Origin of the sequence: Olivibacter domesticus (assembly GCF_900109575.1) — a bacterium.
Lineage (GTDB): Bacteria > Bacteroidota > Bacteroidia > Sphingobacteriales > Sphingobacteriaceae > Olivibacter > Olivibacter domesticus.
On the sequence record NZ_FOAF01000004.1, the window covers coordinates 291,365 to 312,606 of the forward strand.

17 protein-coding genes are annotated in these 21,242 nt (G+C 39.1%); 5 read left to right on the forward strand and 12 right to left on the reverse strand.

Annotated elements, in window-relative coordinates:
• Positions 1 to 80: 80 nt before the first annotated feature.
• Both BMY50_RS17565 and BMY50_RS17570 read right to left on the reverse strand, forming a co-directional pair.
• Positions 81 to 1,787, reverse strand: a complete 1,707-nt coding sequence (locus BMY50_RS17565) for a glycoside hydrolase family 3 protein (RefSeq protein ID WP_093326857.1) — start codon at positions 1,785 to 1,787, stop codon at positions 81 to 83.
• 61 nt (positions 1,788 to 1,848) lie between these two features.
• Complete coding sequence (locus tag BMY50_RS17570) at positions 1,849 to 2,277, reverse strand: DoxX family membrane protein (RefSeq protein WP_093326859.1); 429 nt, start codon at positions 2,275 to 2,277, stop codon at positions 1,849 to 1,851.
• A gap of 267 nt (positions 2,278 to 2,544) precedes the next feature.
• On the opposite strand from BMY50_RS17570, the gene BMY50_RS17575 reads away from it, so the two are divergent.
• A complete protein-coding gene (locus tag BMY50_RS17575) occupies positions 2,545 to 3,690 on the forward strand; it encodes a glycoside hydrolase family 88/105 protein (RefSeq protein WP_093326861.1) in 1,146 nt (381 codons plus the stop codon).
• A 24-nt stretch (positions 3,691 to 3,714) separates the two neighbouring features.
• On the opposite strand, the gene BMY50_RS17580 is transcribed toward BMY50_RS17575, so the two are convergent.
• Positions 3,715 to 5,544, reverse strand: coding sequence for a family 43 glycosylhydrolase (locus BMY50_RS17580; protein ID WP_139202283.1), 1,830 nt, complete (start codon positions 5,542 to 5,544; stop codon positions 3,715 to 3,717).
• Positions 5,545 to 5,612: 68 nt separating this feature from the next.
• Positions 5,613 to 6,611 carry a glycoside hydrolase family 43 protein gene (locus tag BMY50_RS17585; protein WP_093326867.1) on the reverse strand — a complete coding sequence of 333 codons (999 nt, stop codon included), beginning with the start codon at positions 6,609 to 6,611 and terminating at the stop codon, positions 5,613 to 5,615.
• A 392-nt stretch (positions 6,612 to 7,003) separates the two neighbouring features.
• Between BMY50_RS17585 and BMY50_RS17590 the strand changes: the two genes are divergently transcribed.
• The 3 genes from BMY50_RS17590 to BMY50_RS17600 all read left to right on the forward strand — a co-directional run bounded on the left by BMY50_RS17590 (position 7,004) and on the right by BMY50_RS17600 (position 9,594).
• Positions 7,004 to 7,912: a helix-turn-helix domain-containing protein gene (locus BMY50_RS17590; RefSeq protein ID WP_093326869.1), complete on the forward strand. Its 909-nt coding sequence runs from the start codon at positions 7,004 to 7,006 to the stop codon at positions 7,910 to 7,912.
• Positions 7,913 to 8,027: 115 nt separating this feature from the next.
• Complete coding sequence (locus BMY50_RS17595) at positions 8,028 to 8,735, forward strand: hypothetical protein (protein WP_093326870.1); 708 nt, start codon at positions 8,028 to 8,030, stop codon at positions 8,733 to 8,735.
• Between the two features lie 193 nt (positions 8,736 to 8,928).
• Entirely contained in the window at positions 8,929 to 9,594 is a 666-nt protein-coding gene (locus BMY50_RS17600; RefSeq protein WP_093326873.1) for a TetR/AcrR family transcriptional regulator, read from the forward strand.
• Positions 9,595 to 9,634: 40 nt separating this feature from the next.
• On the opposite strand, the gene BMY50_RS17605 is transcribed toward BMY50_RS17600, so the two are convergent.
• Entirely contained in the window at positions 9,635 to 10,108 is a 474-nt protein-coding gene (locus tag BMY50_RS17605; protein WP_093326876.1) for a DUF6097 family protein, read from the reverse strand.
• A gap of 10 nt (positions 10,109 to 10,118) precedes the next feature.
• Positions 10,119 to 10,835: a hypothetical protein gene (locus BMY50_RS17610; protein WP_093326878.1), complete on the reverse strand. Its 717-nt coding sequence runs from the start codon at positions 10,833 to 10,835 to the stop codon at positions 10,119 to 10,121.
• Between the two features lie 251 nt (positions 10,836 to 11,086).
• Here BMY50_RS17610 and BMY50_RS17615 point away from each other — a divergent pair, with 251 nt between their 5' ends.
• Complete coding sequence (locus BMY50_RS17615; RefSeq protein ID WP_093326880.1) at positions 11,087 to 11,584, forward strand: hypothetical protein; 498 nt, start codon at positions 11,087 to 11,089, stop codon at positions 11,582 to 11,584.
• Positions 11,585 to 11,651: 67 nt separating this feature from the next.
• Here BMY50_RS17615 and BMY50_RS17620 read toward each other — a convergent pair whose 3' ends face one another.
• The 6 genes from BMY50_RS17620 to BMY50_RS17645 form a co-directional block, all read right to left on the reverse strand.
• A complete protein-coding gene (locus BMY50_RS17620) occupies positions 11,652 to 12,959 on the reverse strand; it encodes a Gfo/Idh/MocA family protein (RefSeq protein ID WP_093326882.1) in 1,308 nt (435 codons plus the stop codon).
• Positions 12,960 to 13,265: 306 nt separating this feature from the next.
• Positions 13,266 to 13,697, reverse strand: a complete 432-nt coding sequence (locus BMY50_RS17625; protein ID WP_093326884.1) for a hypothetical protein — start codon at positions 13,695 to 13,697, stop codon at positions 13,266 to 13,268.
• Between the two features lie 31 nt (positions 13,698 to 13,728).
• Entirely contained in the window at positions 13,729 to 14,607 is an 879-nt protein-coding gene (locus BMY50_RS17630; protein ID WP_139202284.1) for a LamG domain-containing protein, read from the reverse strand.
• Between the two features lie 144 nt (positions 14,608 to 14,751).
• On the reverse strand, positions 14,752 to 15,615 hold the full coding sequence (locus BMY50_RS17635; protein WP_093326887.1) for a glycoside hydrolase family 16 protein: 864 nt from the start codon (positions 15,613 to 15,615) through the stop codon (positions 14,752 to 14,754).
• 281 nt (positions 15,616 to 15,896) lie between these two features.
• Entirely contained in the window at positions 15,897 to 17,897 is a 2,001-nt protein-coding gene (locus tag BMY50_RS17640) for a RagB/SusD family nutrient uptake outer membrane protein (protein WP_093326889.1), read from the reverse strand.
• Between the two features lie 11 nt (positions 17,898 to 17,908).
• On the reverse strand, positions 17,909 to 21,139 hold the full coding sequence (locus tag BMY50_RS17645) for a SusC/RagA family TonB-linked outer membrane protein (RefSeq protein WP_093326891.1): 3,231 nt from the start codon (positions 21,137 to 21,139) through the stop codon (positions 17,909 to 17,911).
• Positions 21,140 to 21,242 lie beyond the last annotated feature (103 nt).

The window sequence follows — 21,242 nt, forward strand, 5'->3', positions numbered from 1 at the left end:
AAGGCCTTCAATATTCTATTTAAAAGCTTTAAAAATAAGTGTTTTTGCGTCTATATAAAATCAACATGCAACAAAATGCTCTATATACCATCCCCATATTTAAAAAATGTATTAATAGTAACAGGTAATTTTCCGCTGGGTTTAATTTTTCTTAAAATAACCGCTGCAGCTGCACGCTGTAATTCGGCACTGTTTTGATAAGCCATCATAATACTCTTACATTGTTCGACCCCTGGAAGCCCGGCTAGCGTATAAGGATTTGCAAATACACAAAACACGCTATTCATACTAGCCAGCTCATTCATAAATAATCTTACTGTGCCGCTATAGTTTATTTTGCTTTGTGGACTTTTACGATTATCATGCACTCCTACAATAATTTGATTATAGCGCATCAGCTCAACCGAAACTTTCGCAATATCATTAGGCGTTGCATTAGGAGAAATAACAAAATTGAGTGCATTGTCGAAGCGTTCACTAAGCGTTTTCTGAAAGGTAGTTATCTCTGACGCGCCGATACTAATAATAGCCGTCCTTTTGTTATATGCCAAGGCATTTAGCAGGCTGTCACTTTTCAATAGCGTGATAGCAGCATTTGCCAATTGCTGATTAAGAGTCTTAGAGGCACTACGATTAACTTCTTTGTAGATACCCAGTAAATCTACAGGCTTATATCTATCTAACGTCAGCCAAAGCTTTGCTGCTAAAATTTTCTTTACTCGCACATCTATTTCCTGACGGGAGATCCTCTTGCTCACTATTGCCTTTTCAATCATGTCAATGGCCCTTTTACTATTTTGTGATAATTCCAGCACATCATTACCGGCAATGACCGCGCGTACATCTGCCTCGCCACCTTTAAAATATTTAACAACCCCATTCATATCCATAGCATCTGTGAAAGTCAGGCCTTTAAATCCTAATTGTCTTTTTAATAAGTCATTAATCACATGAGGAGATAGAGAAGAAGGTAAATTAGGTGTTTTATCGAGCGAGGGAATATGCATATGGGCAACCATAACACCCGGGGCCCCTTCATTAATTAGTTGCTTAAAAGGAAATAGCTCAAGCGAATCAAGTCTGCCGCGTGTAAAATTAAGTGTAGGTAAATCTCTATGCGAATCTACATCTGTGTCGCCATGCCCAGGAAAATGCTTTAAAGTTATTAGGAGCCGTTCGTCCATCATTCCTTTCATATAAGCACTTCCCTTACGAGCTACATTTTCTTTATTCTCTCCGAAAGATCTGAAGTTGATAACGGGATTTCTTGGATTATTATTGATGTCGACTACAGGAGCAAAATTTATATTAAGGCCGATACGTTTAAAGTCTTTCGCGATCTCCCGTCCCATTTTATAAAGTAAGCTATTATCCTGAATGGCTCCTAAGGTCATTTGATAGGGGTAAGATATAGCGGAGTCTGCCAACCTCATCCCTAGTCCCCACTCTCCATCTAAGGCCACTAAAAGTGGAACTTTTGATATTTTTTGATAATAGTTGATTGTTGCAGCATGGTTAACAGGGCCACCCTGAAAGAAAACCACCCCTCCAAGCTTATCTTCCTTAATAACATTTGCTACAGAATCAATATAACGCTTTCCAAGATTTGTATGTGCCCGCACCATGAAGAGCTGGCCAATCTTTTCACGTAGGTTCAGTTTATTAAAAACGGAATCTACCCAAACGTGCTGTGCATTAATGAAAGTATTGAATTCCGTTCCATTCTGTGCATACAAAGCGTTATTACACCATCCGACGAGCAAAAATATTACAATCTTTTTAACCATGGGAATTCAATCCCTCAAAGATAATACCCAAGGTTTAAAAAACACTAGCTCAACAAAGAATTCAATGTTTATCTCGTTCTTTATCCATGGCATCATGCTTATCGCGCAATAAGACGAGCACTAATGCAAACAAAATAGCCACACTTACCCAAACAGCAGCGTAAGGATTCAGTATACTATCCGCCAGGTTCTTAAAAACTAAGGCCATAATGATGACAGGCATTTGTAAAACGCAAGCCAACCGCACATAAGTACCAGTAAACAGCGCAATAGCACCCAGTATATGAGCTACAATAATCAAGTGTACTAAGACACTAATCATAATAGCCACTGGGATACTACTGTTCATCATTAGATCGGTGAATTTGTGGATATTGGCAACAAATTCCAAACCTTTCCAAAGAATGACAATGGATAGTACAATCCTTGTGATTTCTAACCAAAGCGGGTGGCGCTTTTCACCCTTGTGCGTAACATGATGTGAGAGCATAGCATTCAGTTTTAAGTGTTTATATAAAGTTAGCTTATTGTAATATTAAAGTTACGCTTTAATTATGAGAATAACAAGACAATAAATATTTTGTAATTGACAGCTTTACATTACACTTCTTGACAGCGGGTTTAGCATGATAATTTACTGGTGTGCATATTCACTTATAAACTTATAAGCATTTGATCCTTCCTTTTTTTTATTTATGTTTGGGAAACAACAATAAACGTCAAATCAACAATAAAAACTAAAAAAACGAATAAATTCATGTTTATTTCTGCTCGTATACTTTTAGTTGGCTTATTTTTATTTCTAACCAATAATTTATCTGCTCAGAACGATTATAGAGAAGAATTAAAAAAGCTAAAAAAGAAAGATATTGTAAATATTATCCACTTAGTAAACCGCTATTGGCAGGCCAATCATCCTGACCAAGGAAGAGCTTTCTGGGACAATGCAGCCTATCATACGGGAAATATGGAAGCATACAGCATCACACGCGACAACACCTATCGGAAATACTCAGAAGAATGGGCAATAAAAAACGAGTGGAAAGGAGCAAAATCTGACAATAAGGCTCATTGGAAGTATACTTATGGCGAAACCGATGACTACGTGCTCTTTGGCGATTGGCAAATCTGTTTTCAAACGTACATTGACTTGTATAAGTTACAACCCGACGAGAAAAAGATAGCACGAGCAGAAGAAGTTATGCAATACCAAATGAGTACTAACAAGAACGATTATTGGTGGTGGGTAGACGGCTTATATATGGTAATGCCCGTGATGACAAAATTATATAGCATTACACATAAAGAACTCTATCTAGATAAGCTACATGAATATTTCAGCTTTGCTAAAGACTTAATGTACGACAAAGAGGCGAAACTCTTTTATCGCGACGCCAAATACATTTTCCCAGCGCATAAGACCAATAATGGAAAGAAAGATTTTTGGGCACGGGGAGATGGATGGGTGTTTGCAGGCCTAGCCAAGGTATTAGCAGACCTTCCTAAGGAAAATGTACATCGCAAGGAGTATGAGCAGGTTTTTAAAGAGCTCGCTTTGGCCATTGCATCAACTCAACAAAAAGAGGGTTATTGGACCCGTAGTATGTTAGACCCACAGCAAGCGCCCGGTTATGAAAGCAGTGGAACAGCCTTCTTCACTTACGGTTTTCTTTGGGGCATAAATAATGGCCTATTAGATAGAGGCACCTACCTACCCGTTGCTTTAAAGGCTTGGCATTATTTAAGCACCATTGCTTTACAGCCCAACGGAAAAGTAGGCTATGTACAGCCAATAGGTGAAAAAGCGATCCCCGGGCAAGTTGTTAATGCCCATTCAGAAGCCAATTTTGGTGTAGGCGCCTTTCTTTTAGCAGCCTGTGAGCTGAGTCGGACTTTAGATTAAAACTGCATGACAAAGCGGGAATTCTTATTTCATTCCCGCTTCATAAACATCTACTTCTGTAATATTGCCAGCTGCGTCAAAATACATAGGAGAAATGCAGGTTTCTCGATTATACCCATTCCCACCAGGAATTTTAAAGCGATGATAGGCTATGAACCATTGATCTGTTTCCGGAACATGTACAACAGCATGGTGCCCCGCCCCCTTCACTATACCTTTTCCTTTTAGTATGGGGTTTTGTTGAACTTTCACAAAAGGGCCTAGCGGAGAATCACTCAGCGCGTAAGCCACTGAATAGCGAGGATCACGCGTATCGTACTCAGACCACATTAAATAATATTTACCATTCCGCTTAAAGGCAAAAGGCCCTTCATTATAACCTTCCGGCTTAAATTGTTTTACGTTCTTTGGATCAAAAGACACCATATCTTCGTTTAGCTTAACCACATAGCAGTTGCCTTGGCCCCAGTAGAGATACGCACTACCGTCATCATCAACTAACACCATTGGGTCTATCATTTGGCCGGGGTACTCTCCTTTAGCGACTAAGGGTTTACCTAAAGGATCCTTAAAAGGTCCAGATGGCTTGTCAGACACTGCCACCCCAATATTCACATCTGCAGAAAAGTAGTAAAAGTACTTACCCCCTTTATAAGCGATGGCTGGGGCCCAAGCCCTCACATTAGCCCATGAAAGATCTTTTTTTAGATCCAGTATTGTACCTTCGTTTTTCCATTTTTTCAGGTCAGTAGATGACCAGCAAGAAAATTGATCGGACTGCCAACCTTCACTCCCATCCGTTGTTGGATAGATATAGAATTTATGATCAAAATAAGCAATGTGTGGATCCGCATACACTCCAGGTAAAGCGGCTTGTGGTGCGCTTTGCGCCAACAGTTTTGTTAATTGTTGTTTAGAAATCTTGAAAATCGAACCATGGCGAATTCCTTCAGGTAATTTAATTTTATCAGATACATCCTCCCATTGCTGCAGATTAGACGACTTGATAGCTCCATATTTGTGTTCAGTATATTTATCGAAATAAACAACCCAATCCGCCCCAATTTTAGTGACGGTTGGCCCTTCTGCCCAAAATTTACCCGTAATAGGTTTACTTGCCTCCGCGTAAGGTCCTTCTAAATTTTTAGCATACGCTATTTTTATATTCTTCTGCGCAGGTTCTTTTGTTTCATCCTTTAACAACATAAGCCATTGCTTACCCTCTTTAACAATACTTGCATCAATTACATTGAACCCTGGCTCATATAGTAATTTAGTTTTGCTAAACGTTTTGAAGTCTTTCGTTGTCACATAATAAATTCGATGATTATAGGCATCGTCGCCCTTCACCTGTGTTTCCGGGAACTTACCTTTAATGGTTGTTGCCCAATAGATCATATATTTTTTTGTAGAGGTGTCGAAAGTTATTTCAGGAGCCCAACAGTTTCTTGCCTCTTCCTCATGTGCCATTACAGGAATATACTGCTGTTCAGACCAGTGAATTAAATCACTGGAAGAAGCATAACCAATCCCTTTATCTGTCCAACTTACGGTCCAAACCATATGAAATTTTCCATCACCGCCACGAATGATGCAAGGATCACGCATTAATTTATCTTTACTCAACACTGGTTTCAAAAAGGATTGGTCGTCCTTCAGGGCCGTCCACTGATAACCATCTTCGCTGTAAGCCAAATGAAGCCCATCTTCTCCATTGCCTTTGAAATACGAGAAAGCGTATATTTCTTGCTCATCTTGGCAAAAAGTTACTTTTGCCAGCAATAACAGCACCACCGCTAAGCACCATCTATTTACGCCACCTATTTTACTTATACTTTTGTTCCAATTCATCATCTTATTTTTAAGCACAAAAAATGCAGGTTTATATTTTCTCTTTGTTCAAATAAACCTTCATTTCTACATTAATTAAAATAATCTAAGTCCCAATTGTCTACCCATTCTATTACAGGTTTTTCAGGGGCAAGCTTTATGGGCAACCATATATAGCGACTATCTTGAAGGCTTTTCGGTCTCCATACATCTGCCATAAAAATGAATGCATTTCTTTTGCCCTGCACAGGTAATATGAAGGTAGACTGCCCGCCAAAGGTTAATAAAGCATTTGGTCCTTTCATTGGATCCCCGGTGAATTTCCAGGGCCCAAATATATTAGTAGCCTCATGTATACTTGCCTGGTTAGGTGCCCAGCCGGTACAGGCGCTTGTAATCAAATAATATTTTCCCTTGTATTTAAAAATGGCAGGCGCTTCCTGATGCTTTCTAAACAAAAGAGAATCGGCCTTTGTCGGCCTCAAGTAATCATCAGTTAGCTTTGCTATTCGTAAGGCATAATTCTCATCAGAAGAATAAATATGATACGCTGTTCCATCTTCGTCAACAAAAAGCCCCATATCCCTTGACATATTGCCATTTGGTCTGAAACTTTCTAAATACTTAAAAGGGCCAGTAGCCTGATCAGCAATCGCTACACCCGCCCTAGCCGCGGCATATCCCTGCCCTTTCAATTCTAAATGAAACCACATTACAAATTTTTTGGTTTTTTTATTGTAGATCACCTTTGGCCGTTCTATAATGCACCCTTTCGTTAGATCACTTTTATCGTCATCAACAGGAGACAAGGCAATCCCTTCATTCTTCCAATGATATAAGTCTTTAGAAGAATAAACACTCACACCTGCTGATGTTGTTTTATCCCCTCTTTTTTCACCATACCAATAATAGGTACCCTTCACAAATACAATCCCCCCTCCGTGAGCATTAATGTGATGCCCTTCTGTATCTAACCATAGGGCTTTAGGAATGAATTTATTGTCACTAATTTCGTTTTGTGCAAAGAGATCAATTTTATAGCAAGTTAGTAGCATGCATGCAAGCAAAAAAGAAAAAATGTTTCTGTTCATAATATTTAGTATCTTAATAATACTTGCAAATTCTATTTATTTCTCCATTTATTGACACCTCTATTTCACATAAAAAAGGGGGTATTTTCGTATACGATCTATCGGATATTATGTCCAAAGCATCGTCCATCATTATCGCCTATCTTTTCAAATTAATTCATTTCTGATTCACCCGCCAAGAAATAGTAATAATTAACCTAGGTCTTATCTGGTTTTTTAAAATGTAAATATGACATTTTATTTCGATAATAACCAATCAAATATTTTCACAAAGACAGGCCTTCTCCACGTGACGAAATAAACACAGAAATGTAAAGAATACTTTTGACTATTTGAAAAAAATAGTCAAAAGTATAAGTTTGTCTTACAAGGTAAAATATCTCAGCACAATTATGGTAAAGCGTTTTTTCTCGAGCACTCAGATTTCTCCAATAATTGAACAACAACGGTTTCAGGAATCTATTGCTGATCTATACATTTATGATATTGCTGATATCAGAAATCTGGCATCAATAAATCAATCAATGCGTACTAACTTTTTCTGTATGTTTTTACTGAACAAAGGAGAGTTGCATGTTAACTTAAATTTAAAGCCTTTCAAGATAACCTCAAACAAATTATGTGTTATTATTCCGTCTACCGTGGCGGAGACTACCTTTATTTCAAATGATTGTGAGTTGCTTGGACTTGTCTTTACACCTGAATTTTTAACTAAAACAGGTGTCATTTTTAATCACCAGGAGACATTAGAAATGTTTGTACCAAATGCAGAAAAAGTTTTAACTATACAGTCAGATGAGGCTGAAATATTACGCCTGCTTCTGCAACGATTAAAACAATTAAATGCTTCCAATTCAACTCATCTATTTAGTCGCGAAATCATCTATCATACATTCCTAACCCTCTTTTATGAAGTAAGTAATGTATACAGAAAAAACAAAACGCTTCAAAAACCTAAAATAACGCGCAAGGAGCACCTTGTTATTCAATTTATACAGGCGCTCCAACTTCATTTCAGAAATGAGCGCAGTGTACGGTTTTATGCTGATATATTATTTATTACACGCAAGCACCTCACTAAGATCGTGAAAGAAATTACCGGAAAAACTCCCTGCGAAATCATCGATGAGGCAGTGATCTTCGAGGCCAAGCTATTACTTTCTAATCCAGCGCTTAATATCAATGAGGTAGCGCAAAATCTCCAATTTACCGATCAGTCAGTATTTGGAAAATACTTTAAAAAACACTTCGGCACATCACCTACAGCATTTCGTAATACAGAAAAAAAAAGCGTCTTTTAGACGAATTATAGCATTCTTACTCCCTTTCCAATGAGCATGATCTAACGGATCTTTGTGCGCATACCGGCTGTCACTGGCTAAAGTTTTCATTATTAAATTACATTCTTATCTATATATGGACAAGTTCAATCTTTCAAATGATTTACGATCATTCCTTTTTAGCGCATTTCGTATTATTCTCTATGCCTTGGCTGCTGTTTTGCTTGCTGAATTTATCAGGTGGGATGGTTCTCTATCGTCCATTGACAATAAATTTTCAGAAGATTCTCTAACAGAAATGCTTCAAACGGCTTTCCTATTCATTTCCAGCTTCATATTACTTCGCATGTACAGCACCTCAACCACCTATAAATATACCGCTATATTACTTTTTGGATTAACTGGCGCATCACTCATCCGTGAACAAGATATTTACTTTGAAAAGTATATTGGACAGGGTAGTTGGCAAATTCCTGCCTATGCGATTTTGATCTTTACACTTTATCAAGTAATAAGAAACCGTAGTATCTTTTTAGCAGAAATGAAAAGTTATATGAGTAGCTTGTCCTTTGGAATATTTAGTACAGGACTTATTACAACGTATATTTTCTCTCGTTTATTTGGACGAAAAGTATTTTGGTATGTTGTAATGGAAAACCATTATATAAGAGCCGTAAAAAATGCAGCCGAAGAGTGCCTTGAACTATATGGTTATCTATTGATTTTAATATCCATCATCGAGCTATTAATACTATCTAAACAAAAGACGTCTTACAAAACGCCATTCAACACAAAAAGGCGGACTTCGGAACGATCAATAATGCTAGAGAATCAGGTCAATTAACTGGTTTGGTTTCTGCCAACCTGTTTCTAAAAAAAGTCCGTTCCCTCTTAAATAAAAGAAGCGTCTTTTAAACGAAACATAGCGTCTTGAGACCCTTTTTATTGGCTATAAACTAATAGATCTTTGTTAAAACTCGAGCTAACGGAAAACACACAAGGCTCCATCTGATCATAAAAAAATAAAAAAGCAACAGATGAAAACTACTGAAAATATTTTTTTGAAAAGTAGCGAAAAGGTACGTCAACAGATTATAAGCGTAGCTCTTGAACGTTTCGCTCATTTCGGAATTGAAAAGACTACTATGTATGAAATAGCAAAAGCTACAGATATTACGACTGTTTGCCTTGCCTCCTATTTTATAAACAAGCAAGATTTAGTAAACGAAATAGGCAAAGAAATTATTCAACAAGAAAGCACACAATTTTCAAATCTCATACGTAAAGATACCCCCATATTACAAGCCTTATATCGATTATTGGAAATCAAAGATAAAACCCGGCGGAAATATAGCAGAACACAAATTCTTTACACCCGCGGTGGTATTTATGCCGGCCTACCTGAGAGCCTCATTAAATTGATCAAGACAGCAGAATTGAGACAGCTATCACGAATTTTTAAAAGGGGAATAGAAAATGGTGAATTGACGCATTTCCCGATACAACATATTTCATCACTATACGCTGAGATCCTTAATGGCTTGGTTCTTGGAGCAAGCACTAAAATAAGTGGTATAAGCATGGGTGTGCCTTACCTACCTGAGGAAATATTGGAAAAGCAAAAAGAGCTTACCAGAATTTTTATTAATGGCTTACGACTTCCCTTATCACTGGGCGTCATAAATCATGAAGTAGTCGGGTAAAATAAGAAAATAGCTTTAATACAGAGATTCTACTCTTTTTCTAAGCATTTCCCAATTTGTGTTCAATAGCCCGCCAAGCATCTTCATACCTCTTCCCATACAATTTATTGAATCTGGAACGGCTAACCTGCGCTCCAACAATTAATAATAAAAATGGGACGAGTAAAATTGCCGTTGCCACTCCTATATTCTCAAAAACCCAATTTAAGGTATTCTTCATCAGACTGGCCTCTGCGTGAATCTTGTCGATTAAATAAATCCCGCCAAGTACAATTGCTATAAGAATCGCCACTGCTAAAACGAAACGGCGGGCACTTTTTGCCTTTTGCAAGGCCGATTGGAATGTGCTTGTACCTGCGGCATTTTCCAGTTGGATCATCTGCTTATCAAGATCATCTTCCACTTTATCCACCTTCAAGTGATTACGATCGATATATGCATGTGCAGCCGCCAATTGTTCCTTGATAAAAAGTACTTGGTTAATTCCGCCACCGAGGTTATATAAAAATCCCATTTTTATTGATTTAGTTACTTTCAACACTTAATATTGAGCCCACTGTATAGCCGGATGTTTCTACATCTGTAGGATATGTTATCAGCACCCTATCCTTAACACTTGAAATGAGTACAGGCCTCTTAATTTTTTCTATTATAGTCTCAAACGCGCCTTCACTTCTATCTATATTAGCCGCCTCAGTAGGCTTCATATTGTCAATAACTGTTTTGCTACGATTGATAAAAATAGTATCACCTTCTACATGGTTAATTTTCATCAAACCGATGCCATTCATGCTCTTTCCCTGCACATCATTATAAAACGAGACAACAGCAATATCTCCTCCTGATAAATTCTCTACAGCATATTGCAACTGCTCATTTTGTTTAGCGATTGCTTCCGCCGCTCTTTTATTCATGCCCGGCCTGATGATCGCTAATACCCCAAAAACTACCAGTAGTATAATTGTATTTCGAAAAAATCCCCATTGAAAAGGAACCGTCTCTTTAAGGCTTCTTGCTTCCGATTTAACCAAGTCAATCCATTCTTTGCGACGAATTTCTTCTCCTTGTTGGTTAAATGCTTTTGTCATTTTTGGACTTGCCGGAAACCATGGACCCAGCCAGGAAATATATTTTTGAGAAACAGTAAGAAAAATATCTTGTGGAACTGAATTCGATTTTAACGTCGCATTGATGCTTTTTTGTGTGAGCTGTTTTTCAACGATGCTATATATAAAGATCATTCTTATAATTATTTAATAGGGGTGCAAATATAGGCGTTTCGAGTTTTTACAATGATCGGAAACAGCATTCTTGCCTATTATGTAGATATAATGTAGACAGACGTATACGTAATGGATATGTATATGAATGAAGTTTGCATGTCCTTAATTTCATTATAATCGCACCGAATTTGACAATTAAACAATAAAAAACACGCAAACGTTCATTACTTTCATACTTGGCTATTGTTATACCACCTAAATGTATTAATATGGATACCATAACAGATTTTTATTCGAGAGGATTAACCGCAGGGAACATGCTCATTTTGCTAAGTGTAGTCTTGTTTTTCCTGCTGCTCTACCTTTGTATAAAAAAAACACCGTTTAGAAAAGGGATAGCAATTGTAGTACTTGTACAAGCATTGCTCTTCTCTGCTTTAGCTTTTAAATTTTACCAGGGGGTAAACGATTGGAGACAGAAAAAAGTTAAAAATGAATCTGTTTATAATACCGAAATAGAAAAAAATGAAGATTTTAGAACAGAAACCAAATTCCGAATCACCGTAGAAATTGCCACAGTTTTAATTGCGCTTTTTATGTTATTGAGAGCAGATGCTGATTCGAGAAAACAGGGAATAGGTTATGCCCTTATAATCTGTGCGAGCCTTATGTTTTTTATTGACTTATTTATTTGGATGAAGCTCTCAGATTATATTGCTGAGTTAAAATTATTGAGACACAATAGCTCAATAGAACATCTGCATTAGTATTAAATAAGCAAATATCATTGCCTCTCTCCTAAAGTTAAGAAGCAATGATGTATTAAATAGTCGTTTAGACACTTGGTATTTTGTATCCGTTATTATAAGTACTAGTTATAAGTTTATCTGCAGCAGCATCGTTAAAGCCCCCTTTTGCCTCATCCCAGTAGATTTTTTTTCCTGTTCTGTACGCGATATTCCCCATCTGAGAAAAAATAGCGATGTGCGCTCCTGCTTCTACTGGCGCATTGAGAGATGCTTTATCCCTACTTTTTACGGCATCGATAAAATTGACGGCATGTAAATCCAATCCATTATCAACCCGCTTTTGTAACGGCGTGGCCCCCATGCGATCACCTTCTGGAATGACTTCCCATCCCTCACGGTTTACTACCAATGTTCCTTTATTTCCAATAAAGGCAACACCATGGTTCCTTCCATAAGGCCCGCCATCAATTCCATTTGCATGTTCCCACTGGATATTAAAATCATTAAATTCATAAACCGTTGTAAGTGTATCCGGTGTTTCTGCCGCGTCATCTGGATAAGCAAATTTCCCTCCCGCAGCCATAACAGATTTTGGTGTAGTAGCCTTCATTCCCATTAGGGCATAATCTAACATGTGCACTCCCCAGTCGGTCATCAGGCCGCCAGCATAATCCCAAAACCATCTGAATTCAAAATGAAAACGATTCGGATTAAATGGGCGTTTTTTTGCTGGCCCAAGCCATAAATCGTAATCAACACCTGCTGGTACTGGTCCGTCGGGTTTTACTGGGATACTTTTCATCCATCCCTGATATGCCCACGCTTTTACTAGGCGTATTTTTCCTAGCTTGCCGGAATGTACAAAAGTGATAGCATCCTTGAAGTGTTGCTGACTGCGTTGCCATTGACCTACCTGTACAATTCTATTGTATTTCGTAGCTGCCGCGACCATCGCTTTACATTCGGTAATAGAGTTTCCTAATGGTTTCTCTACATATACATCTTTACCTGCAGCGCAAGCTTCAATCATTTGTAAACAGTGCCAATGATCGGGCGTGCCAATAACCACAACATCCACGTCATTACTAGCCAATAATTCTTTGTAGTTGTTGTATCCCTTTGTTTTGATCCCCTTATCAGCTAATTCCTTCGTACGCTTTTCCAAGACATTCTTGTCCACATCACATAAAGAAGTGCACACGACATCTGGGTGCTTAATAATCGCATTGAGATCGGCCCAGCCCATTCCATTAATTCCGATAGCACCTACCTTTATTTTATGCTGAACTTTTCCTGCTGCCATGGAGAACACAGACGGAAATGCCGTGGCTATACCTGCTGCTGCAGATAATTTGGCTGATGTTTGAATAAACTTTCTTCTTGAGTTGTTCATAAAAAGGATAATATTTATAATTAGTAAAATTTAAGGCTTTCTCCTTCAAAAATAATTCTTTTTTTCAATTATGCCAACGTTTTCATTGCGTTGTTTTCAATAGGGTGCAGGTATTTTACTTTGCGTCAACCATAAATTTTGAATTGCTAATCTTTTATCCTGGGGGATTGAACTTTAAATAAATGCTCATTTGATTTCAGAAGTTCAGCTATTGACTTATAAGTAAAAAAAGAAGCTGCTCTTTCGAAACAGCTTCTAAAAACACCAACCGCAGGAAAACCAACACGAGTTGGCATTGGTTATATTTTAAGGGTTATAGGTGCCTGCTGCTGGTAAACCATCCTTACGCATCGCTTCAATGATTAAGCAATTGTAAACATAATCCCAGCTAGAAGAAACTTCAGCATTTTGATTCAATCCATAAGGCCACCAATGCTGACTGTCCCCGCTAAGCTGAGCAGTCGCGTTATTGTTTATCTGCTGTAATATTAGATTTGCATTAGTAGGTTGGTATTTGCCTCCCGATATTGCAGTACCTGTCCACCAGCTTATAGTGCCTGTTCCAAACGTGTGATTCATTTCATGCAACATCGTACGCAGATTCTGGTAAGAAGAACTCGCACCAAAACGCATCCATCCTTCGTTATTTGCATCAGCCGTTGGCACACCTGGGTCATAGTTCACCCAAACATGTTTTACCGCTGATGTATAGTTAAATAGGTACTTTAACGTTCGCATAGATTTCTGTTCTTGTCTTTTAATTACATCATTAAAATTCTGCAGTAGCGCCTGCTACATAAACATTTCGAGCTTTCATTAACGCCTCTTGCGGTCCCGGCTGACCGCTAGAACCTTCCATCTGCATGTTAATTATTAACCAAAAAGGTTTATTCATGAAATTTGCCCGATGAGTCGCCATTAGCTGATGATCGATATAATAATATAAGTCCACGTCAGTTGAGGATACCTTCTTCACCCGAAGCTTATAATTATGCCAATTACCGGCATTTGTAACGGGTGTTAACTTATTTTGCCAGGTAACGTTCTGCCAGTCAGGTCCCGTAGCAGTATTTTGCCAATTGCGGTTATCCCCTTTAAATTCCATGATATCACTTTCCGGAGGCCAACTGTTTGCTCCTGTCAACCAGAAAGCAGGCCAGGAACCCCTTACGGTGGGTACTTGAAAATCACCTCTTATTTCCCAATACGGCAAGGCGTCTGTAAATGTTATTTGTTCCTTTAAGTGGATAGCTCCCGAATGGTAGCGAATCGGCAACCAAGGATCATGTGGACTGTTTCCTTCGTCCCAGGTAATACGGGTAGCTTTAATATTCAGTTCGCCCCCTCCAAGGAAAATATGATTATGGTCTGTTGTACTGCCATACATGCGTGCGGTACCGTTGTGATCACTTCCCCAGGGATACAGGTAATTCCATTTTTGCTCGAAGGAGGTATAATCATTGAAAGAAAGTGAATCTATCAATACTACAGGAGCATTCGCAACAACTATCTGGTCTTTTCCGTTTAAGTTGGCACTCACCAACGCGTCTGCATTTAACAGCCCTTCATCCTGTTTTGAACAGGCACTCAAGAGGACGCAACCTAAGATTGCCCTGCTTAAATTTCTCAATAAAATAGATGTGTTCATCTTGGTTAACTTTAAGTTTATAATATATATTTGGTTTACACCACAAACTTAAAGTGCGAAATATTAAAAAAAAGGGGTATATTCTTATAATTTAGGGGGTGTTCTCGTTTAATTAAGCTGATTAGTTTAAATAGCTTGTCTCTTTCACTTCTTCTGATACACCCTTACATAATCCACCTCAAATCGATTAGGAAATTTTGTATCCCCCAATTTACCCCCATTCATCCCTCCCATTGCTAAATTCAGTAATATATAATGTGGCTGTTTAAAAGGATTTATTTCTGTTCCATCTCTATTTACTAATTTGTCTAAGGGTACTTCATTTAGCAATACATCATCTACATAAAGCGCTATCATCTTCTCATTCCAATCCATTCGCCAAACGTGAAATCTCTCTGCCCACTTCTTTCCACCTAATTCCTTTATTGCTTTTGTTTTACTATACCACTTAGCCTGATAGGGCTTATCTGTACCACAAGCTATATTAGCAAGAATATTACCTTTATAGTATTCCATAATATCAATCTCTCCGTTTGAAGGCCATTGTCCATTAACGCCCAGCGTCCAGAATGCTGGCCATAGACCTGCATCGGTATTGATGCGTCCCCTCATCTCAAAACGCCCATATTGCCAACTATGCAACCCCAGTGTATTAATTGAGGAAGAGGTATGTGTAATATCTGGCCTCTTTTCACCCCATTGACCGCTAGTTGAGCTAAAGGACGGGTTTGGTCTTTTTTCTTTCCGCGCTTCTATAATGAGAAATCCCCCTTCACACCAAGCGTTTTCTTTTTGATACCATTGCTGCTCTTTATTGCGCACAAAACCTTCCTCGAATTTCCAGTTTTTAGAACTGGGAGGACCATCATGATCAAATTCATCCGCCCAAACCAATTGATATCCTTCTTGTTTATACTTTTCTATTTGCTTATTTTGTTTGAACTGCGACCAAGATGTTAGGCAACTTATTGTAAAGAGGAATATTAAAAATAGGCTATGTTTGTTCATTTTTCATTAATTAATTTTTAAAGGAAATATCATGTCTTTCTAAACATGATATTTATAGGGTAATAAGTATCTTTTCATGAGCTAACCCCAATTACAGATTCCTGTAGACCCTTTTATGTGTAATTATATCGTTCTCCAATCACCGTCATAAAGATCAAGAAAATGAGCAATTTAATATGCATTATTGCTCGAAATTATTCCCCATCTTTTTATCTAGCTCTATTTTCTTCTCATTTTGCTTACCTGCTATGCGTTATTAGTCTAATTAGCACTTCCCAAGGCTAATATCCAATGGGGCCGGCACCCGCTGTAAGGGGCCATCCAGGGTTCTGATAAATAGGCGAGGTTTCCATAGACTGCCCATCTGGCGAAGAAATCAGAAAATGCTCGGTCGCAATAGGACTCAGGTAGTGTGCCTCGGTAAAAAAGTAGCCATCATAAAATTGATTGTTGGGGGAAATCTGATGTATTCTTAGATAAATACCAAGAGATGGGTCGGACACCGTGTTGGTGGTTGTTCCTCCGTATTTCAGTCTATTGCCATATATATCCTGCATCGGCCCCCAAACTTTTATTCCCTCTATCTTGAATCCATTTAACTGGTCCATTGCCCGCCAGCGTATCAGGTCCATATAACGTAGCCCTTCTACCATCAGTTCTGCTCTTCTTTCACGACGGATATTGTAGAGTGTGGGATTAATGAAGTTGCCGTGAGAATAAGCTCCCCAATCATTCGATCCTTCTTTACTCATATCTGTTGCCGCTATGGTTATATTGAAGTCTGGATTCACTCCGGCGCGATTCCTTATTGCTTGCCAATAACTAGTAGCACTACCATCGAGTCCACCATTTTTTTCAAAACACGCCTCTATATAATTGAGATAGGCCTCCGCCGCCCTAAAACATACAAGGGCTGTTACGTCTCGGCCAACAATAGACTGCATATTATTATCATAAGACAGGCCCTTTTTGATGGAGTAACCTGTGCCTTCCAAAAACCGGCTTGCAAGGTCTATATTTGGAACCGTTGGCTCAACCTCCGGTGTTGTACCGGCAGATAGGCTTATGAATGCTTTAGTTTCTCCCGGTGCTCGCATAAACAACCTAAGTCTCCAATCTCGATTCACTTTGACTTCTCCTACAAAATCGTCTCCTTGGTATCCAGAACCGGTAGCGTAAATAGGCAGACCATTATCCATCAAAAAATTATCAACAAATTGACGTGTATACCCATAACCATTGCCGTAATACATGTAATGATTCCAATATTGAACAACTCCTAGTGTTAAATCAAAATCTCTCCACAGCAAAACTTCATCATATCCTGCAAGATTTTCAGCATTAAACATTTCAAAATAAGGATTACTCGGATCAGCAGCATTCTGCTTGATGTTCTTTGAATTAACGGACAACGCGTGTGCATCTGCCACAACCTTTGCTGCCGACATTGCCTCTCCTAAAAAAAAGTCAACTTCACCCTCTATACTTCCGGCAGGAAATTGATAGCCGCTATTGTAGTCCTTCGTTGCTCCTGGCCAATTGGGACCATTAGGCACCAATGCAGTTCCTTGATGATATTTCAACCATGTTGCTTCAAATAATGCTACCCTGGATTTAATTAAGTAAGCTACGTCTTTTGAGATCCGGGTTCGCCCTCCAGCTGGTGGAACCGTTAACAGCAGTTCGGCAGCCTTATCAAGATCATTTAGAATAAAACGCGCAACTTCATTCCGAGGTTTCCGTTTACTTGCCTCTACTAGGGCAGCCTGTTGATCAGGTAATATTTCTGTAATGATGGGGAAGTCCCCCATTTCCATCAACCTTCCGAAATAGACAAATGCTCTCATTAGATAAGCCTCACCAATATAATGATTGATGTTGTTAGCGTTTCCAAAAACGCTACCCGCTTCTACCTTCGCTGAGACCGTCTGCAAAAAATAATTCAATTGAAAAATAGTACCAAAGGACCAGCCACCTCCAGTAGCACCAACACGCCACTGTCCTGGCAAGAACCTGTTATTGCTTCCGCGATTTGTCATATTATCGGTGGCCGCATCGTCTAAATAGAGGCCTGCACCACCTGTCCCGTCTGTAGTTCTGAACACATCTTGATAACGCGCTATAGTATAGGCGCTGAGATGGCTTTCGTCATTAAAATAATTCTCTGGCGATACTTCTGCCTGTGGCGTAATATCGAGATGCTTGTTGCATCCTATGACCATAATGGTCAAAAAACAAAGAAATGTTGCTCTTTTTATATCAATGAATTTATTCGTTTTCATGTTTATTTGACTTAAAAGTTTGCATTAATCCCAAATGAAAAGACCTTTTGCAAAGGATATACTGTTCCTCCTTGACGCCCTATACCTATTGATTCCGGATCAAGCGTATCATTGAGCTTGGTAAATGTCAATAGGTTTTCACCCGAAACAAATAAGCGAACATTAGACATTTTGATATTTCTGATCAAGGAGTTGGGTAAGGTGTAACCAAGCTGGAAGTTTTTGAGCCTTATATAAGAAGCATCCAGCAGATACCCCGTCTGTGCCTGCTGATTTTTCCCATTGAACAATGGTCTTGGATAATAAGCATCTAAATTTTGTCCGAGGGGATGATTTTCATCTGCACGGAAATAGTCCAAGTGTTCTTTCAACGCAGTCGACCAAAAATCACCTGCACCGGTGGTACCCCAGAATACCATACCTGATGGTGCCCAATCCCTTTTAAGAATTCCCTGCCAAAACATACTGATATCAAATCCTTTCCAACTTGCATTGAAATTCATCCCTATTGCATAACGGGGAGTAGAGCTCCCTATAATTGTCCTATCACCCGGATTTGTTAAAGAGTTGGCACCACCGTCCACTTTTCCATCTCCATTGAGATCAGCATACATAATATCTCCCGCTTCCCAAGCACCACCAGATATAGCTGTCTGACCGCCATTTGGAAGAGACGCTAAGTGACCATCCATTTCTTCTTGCGTTCTAGCTATGCCAATAGTATGGTACCCCCATATATTGTCAATATATTGGCCTGCGATATAATTTCCGATATCATTGGTTAGATTATAAAAGTTGAGGACTTTTGTTCTAGAATCGGAAAGATTCAATTTTGCACCGTAGGAAACTTCTCCAATTTTGTCATCCCAAGCCAACGTAAACTCAAACCCCTTAGTAACGATGTCAATATTATTTATTAAGGGAACACCTGTTCCCAATGTAGCCGGCAAAGTTTGGCCACGACCAAGTCCGTCATCTGTATAGCGTAAATAGTAATCAAACGAGCCGCTCAAGCGACTGTTTAATGCCTGCCAATCCAAACCAGCGTTCCAGTTACGAATCTTCTCCCAAGTTAACATCGTGCTTATCAAACCCGGAGCACTGGAAGTGTTAGGCCTAGCTCCATCTACCAACCAGCCACCATTCGCAGTTCCTGTCGGAATAGTCTGATAAGTAGGGTAATATTCCGGATTCCAATTATCTAATGTGTTTTGATTGCCCAACTTTCCATAAGAAACCCGAAGCTTTAACATCTGCACTGTATTGGCCAAAGGTTGAAAGAAATCTTCCTGTGCAATATTCCATCCCGCAGAAACAGAAGGGAACCAGTTCCACCGCTCATCTCTTCTAAAACGTGACGATCCGTCGTACCTCAGGTTACCTTCAAGTAAATACTTACCTTTATAATCATAGTTGATGCGACCAAAAAAACCGGCAGTTGACCATTTATCCAAACCGCCACTTACAGTAGGAACAGGGTTACCTGTTAAACCCAATACAGGCAGTTCGGTGGTGATCAAGTCCATTCGTTGTGCATTGAAGTTCTTCGTGCTTGTCCATTCGGACTGAAATCCCGTCATCAATTTAAAATTGTGATCATTTATGCTTTTTGTATAATTTGCATAAACATTGGGATTGAAGAAGTATAATTTTCGGGCATATTCATAAACATAATCATTGGCAGGGCTAAGCAGCGAGACATATTGTCCTACCCCATCAGCGTTGCGTGAATACACTTTGAAAGCATCTTCATGAACAAATTGCGTCTCCGTTCTGTAGTTTAACTCACCAATAACATTCAAATTCTTGACTGGTGTATAAGTCATTCTCAGCTGCTGCGTAATGTAATCCTGTTCATCCGTTCTTCTTCCGCCATTTTGCAGGGCATCTACATAGTTAATATCCGACATATAAAACCCATTCGGATCATAAAGTGCCCGGTTTGGTCTAGCTCTTCGCATAACATTATCGTAGAACCCATCCGTCATGGACGTAGGTCTACCATAATTCGTACGAATAAGTCGATTCATATATTCAACACTCAGATTATTAGATAGCTGGCCGCTTATCTTAGCAGTAATGCCATATCGATTAAATTTATCTGTTCCATAGCGCATAAAGCCTCCCTGATTCAGAAAGTTACCTGACAGATAATAAGTCCATTTATCAGAACCGCCACTGATACTAAGATTATGCTCGTTCGTAGGGGCCCAATCGCGATAATACTCCTTCATCCAATCCACATTCCCATAAGTATTATCGTAATCCCATTTACCATCCGGTCTTGCTACAGCCACATCATTTGGGTCCAAAAGGCCGTCTATATAGTCCTTCATCTTTTGAACTACTGTAGGCGCAAATTTTTGTCCGCTTCCACCGCCATTATAATCCGCGTCATTCCAATAATTGGCAAACTCATAAGAATTCATCATTTTCAACAACAATACCGGTGTGCTCCACCGAAAACTGTTATTATAATTGATGCGTGCTGCTCCGGATGCGCCTTTCTTGGTTGTCACTAAAATAACTCCAAATGGGGCCCGTGAGCCATATACGGCAGAAGAGGCGGCATCTTTCAATACCGATATATTTTCTATGTCTTGTGGATTCAAGGCATCCAAGGATCCTTCAGAACCATCTATTAACACTAGGGGACTTCCCGACGAAAAACCGCTAATTGTCCCGGTTCCTCTAATATTGACACTCCTGCCCGCATTAAGTGTTCCCCCCAATCCTTGTGTGGAGATATTTAATCCTGGCAAAACTCCTTGAAGCGCCTGTGTAACGTTCTGCACAGGTCGAGCTTCCAAATCCTTCGCACTTACTGTTCCTACGGCTCCTGTCAAATTCACTTTCCTCTGTGTCCCGAATCCGACTACTACAACCTCCTCCAGGTTATTGGCTTCATCGGGAAATAGTTCCACCTTTAATACATAAGTTCCCTGATCGTTTGGAGTCAGTGCACGTAGACTTACTTCTTTCGATTGATAGCCTATGAATGAAAAAATCAATGTAGCCTCTTTTGTAGCTTCAATTTTAAACGTCCCTTGATCCCCCGTTTGCCCCAGGGCTTTTCCACTGCTTTTCTCCTTAATCGATACACCTGGAACAGGGCCATGCGCATCTCTGACAATGCCGGTAACTTGAATGTTCTGTGCAGCTACAAGCCGCACACTTAAGAGCAAAAGAGAAATGAACAATAAACTTCCATATCGGAAATAATATACCTTTGGCTCTCTCATAATTTAAAAAAATTACAATTCATAATGTTGTTGGTTGGTTTTAATAGATAAAGGCATTGTGGTTAGATATTGACCAGTCATCCTATTGTATTGCAATAATGGA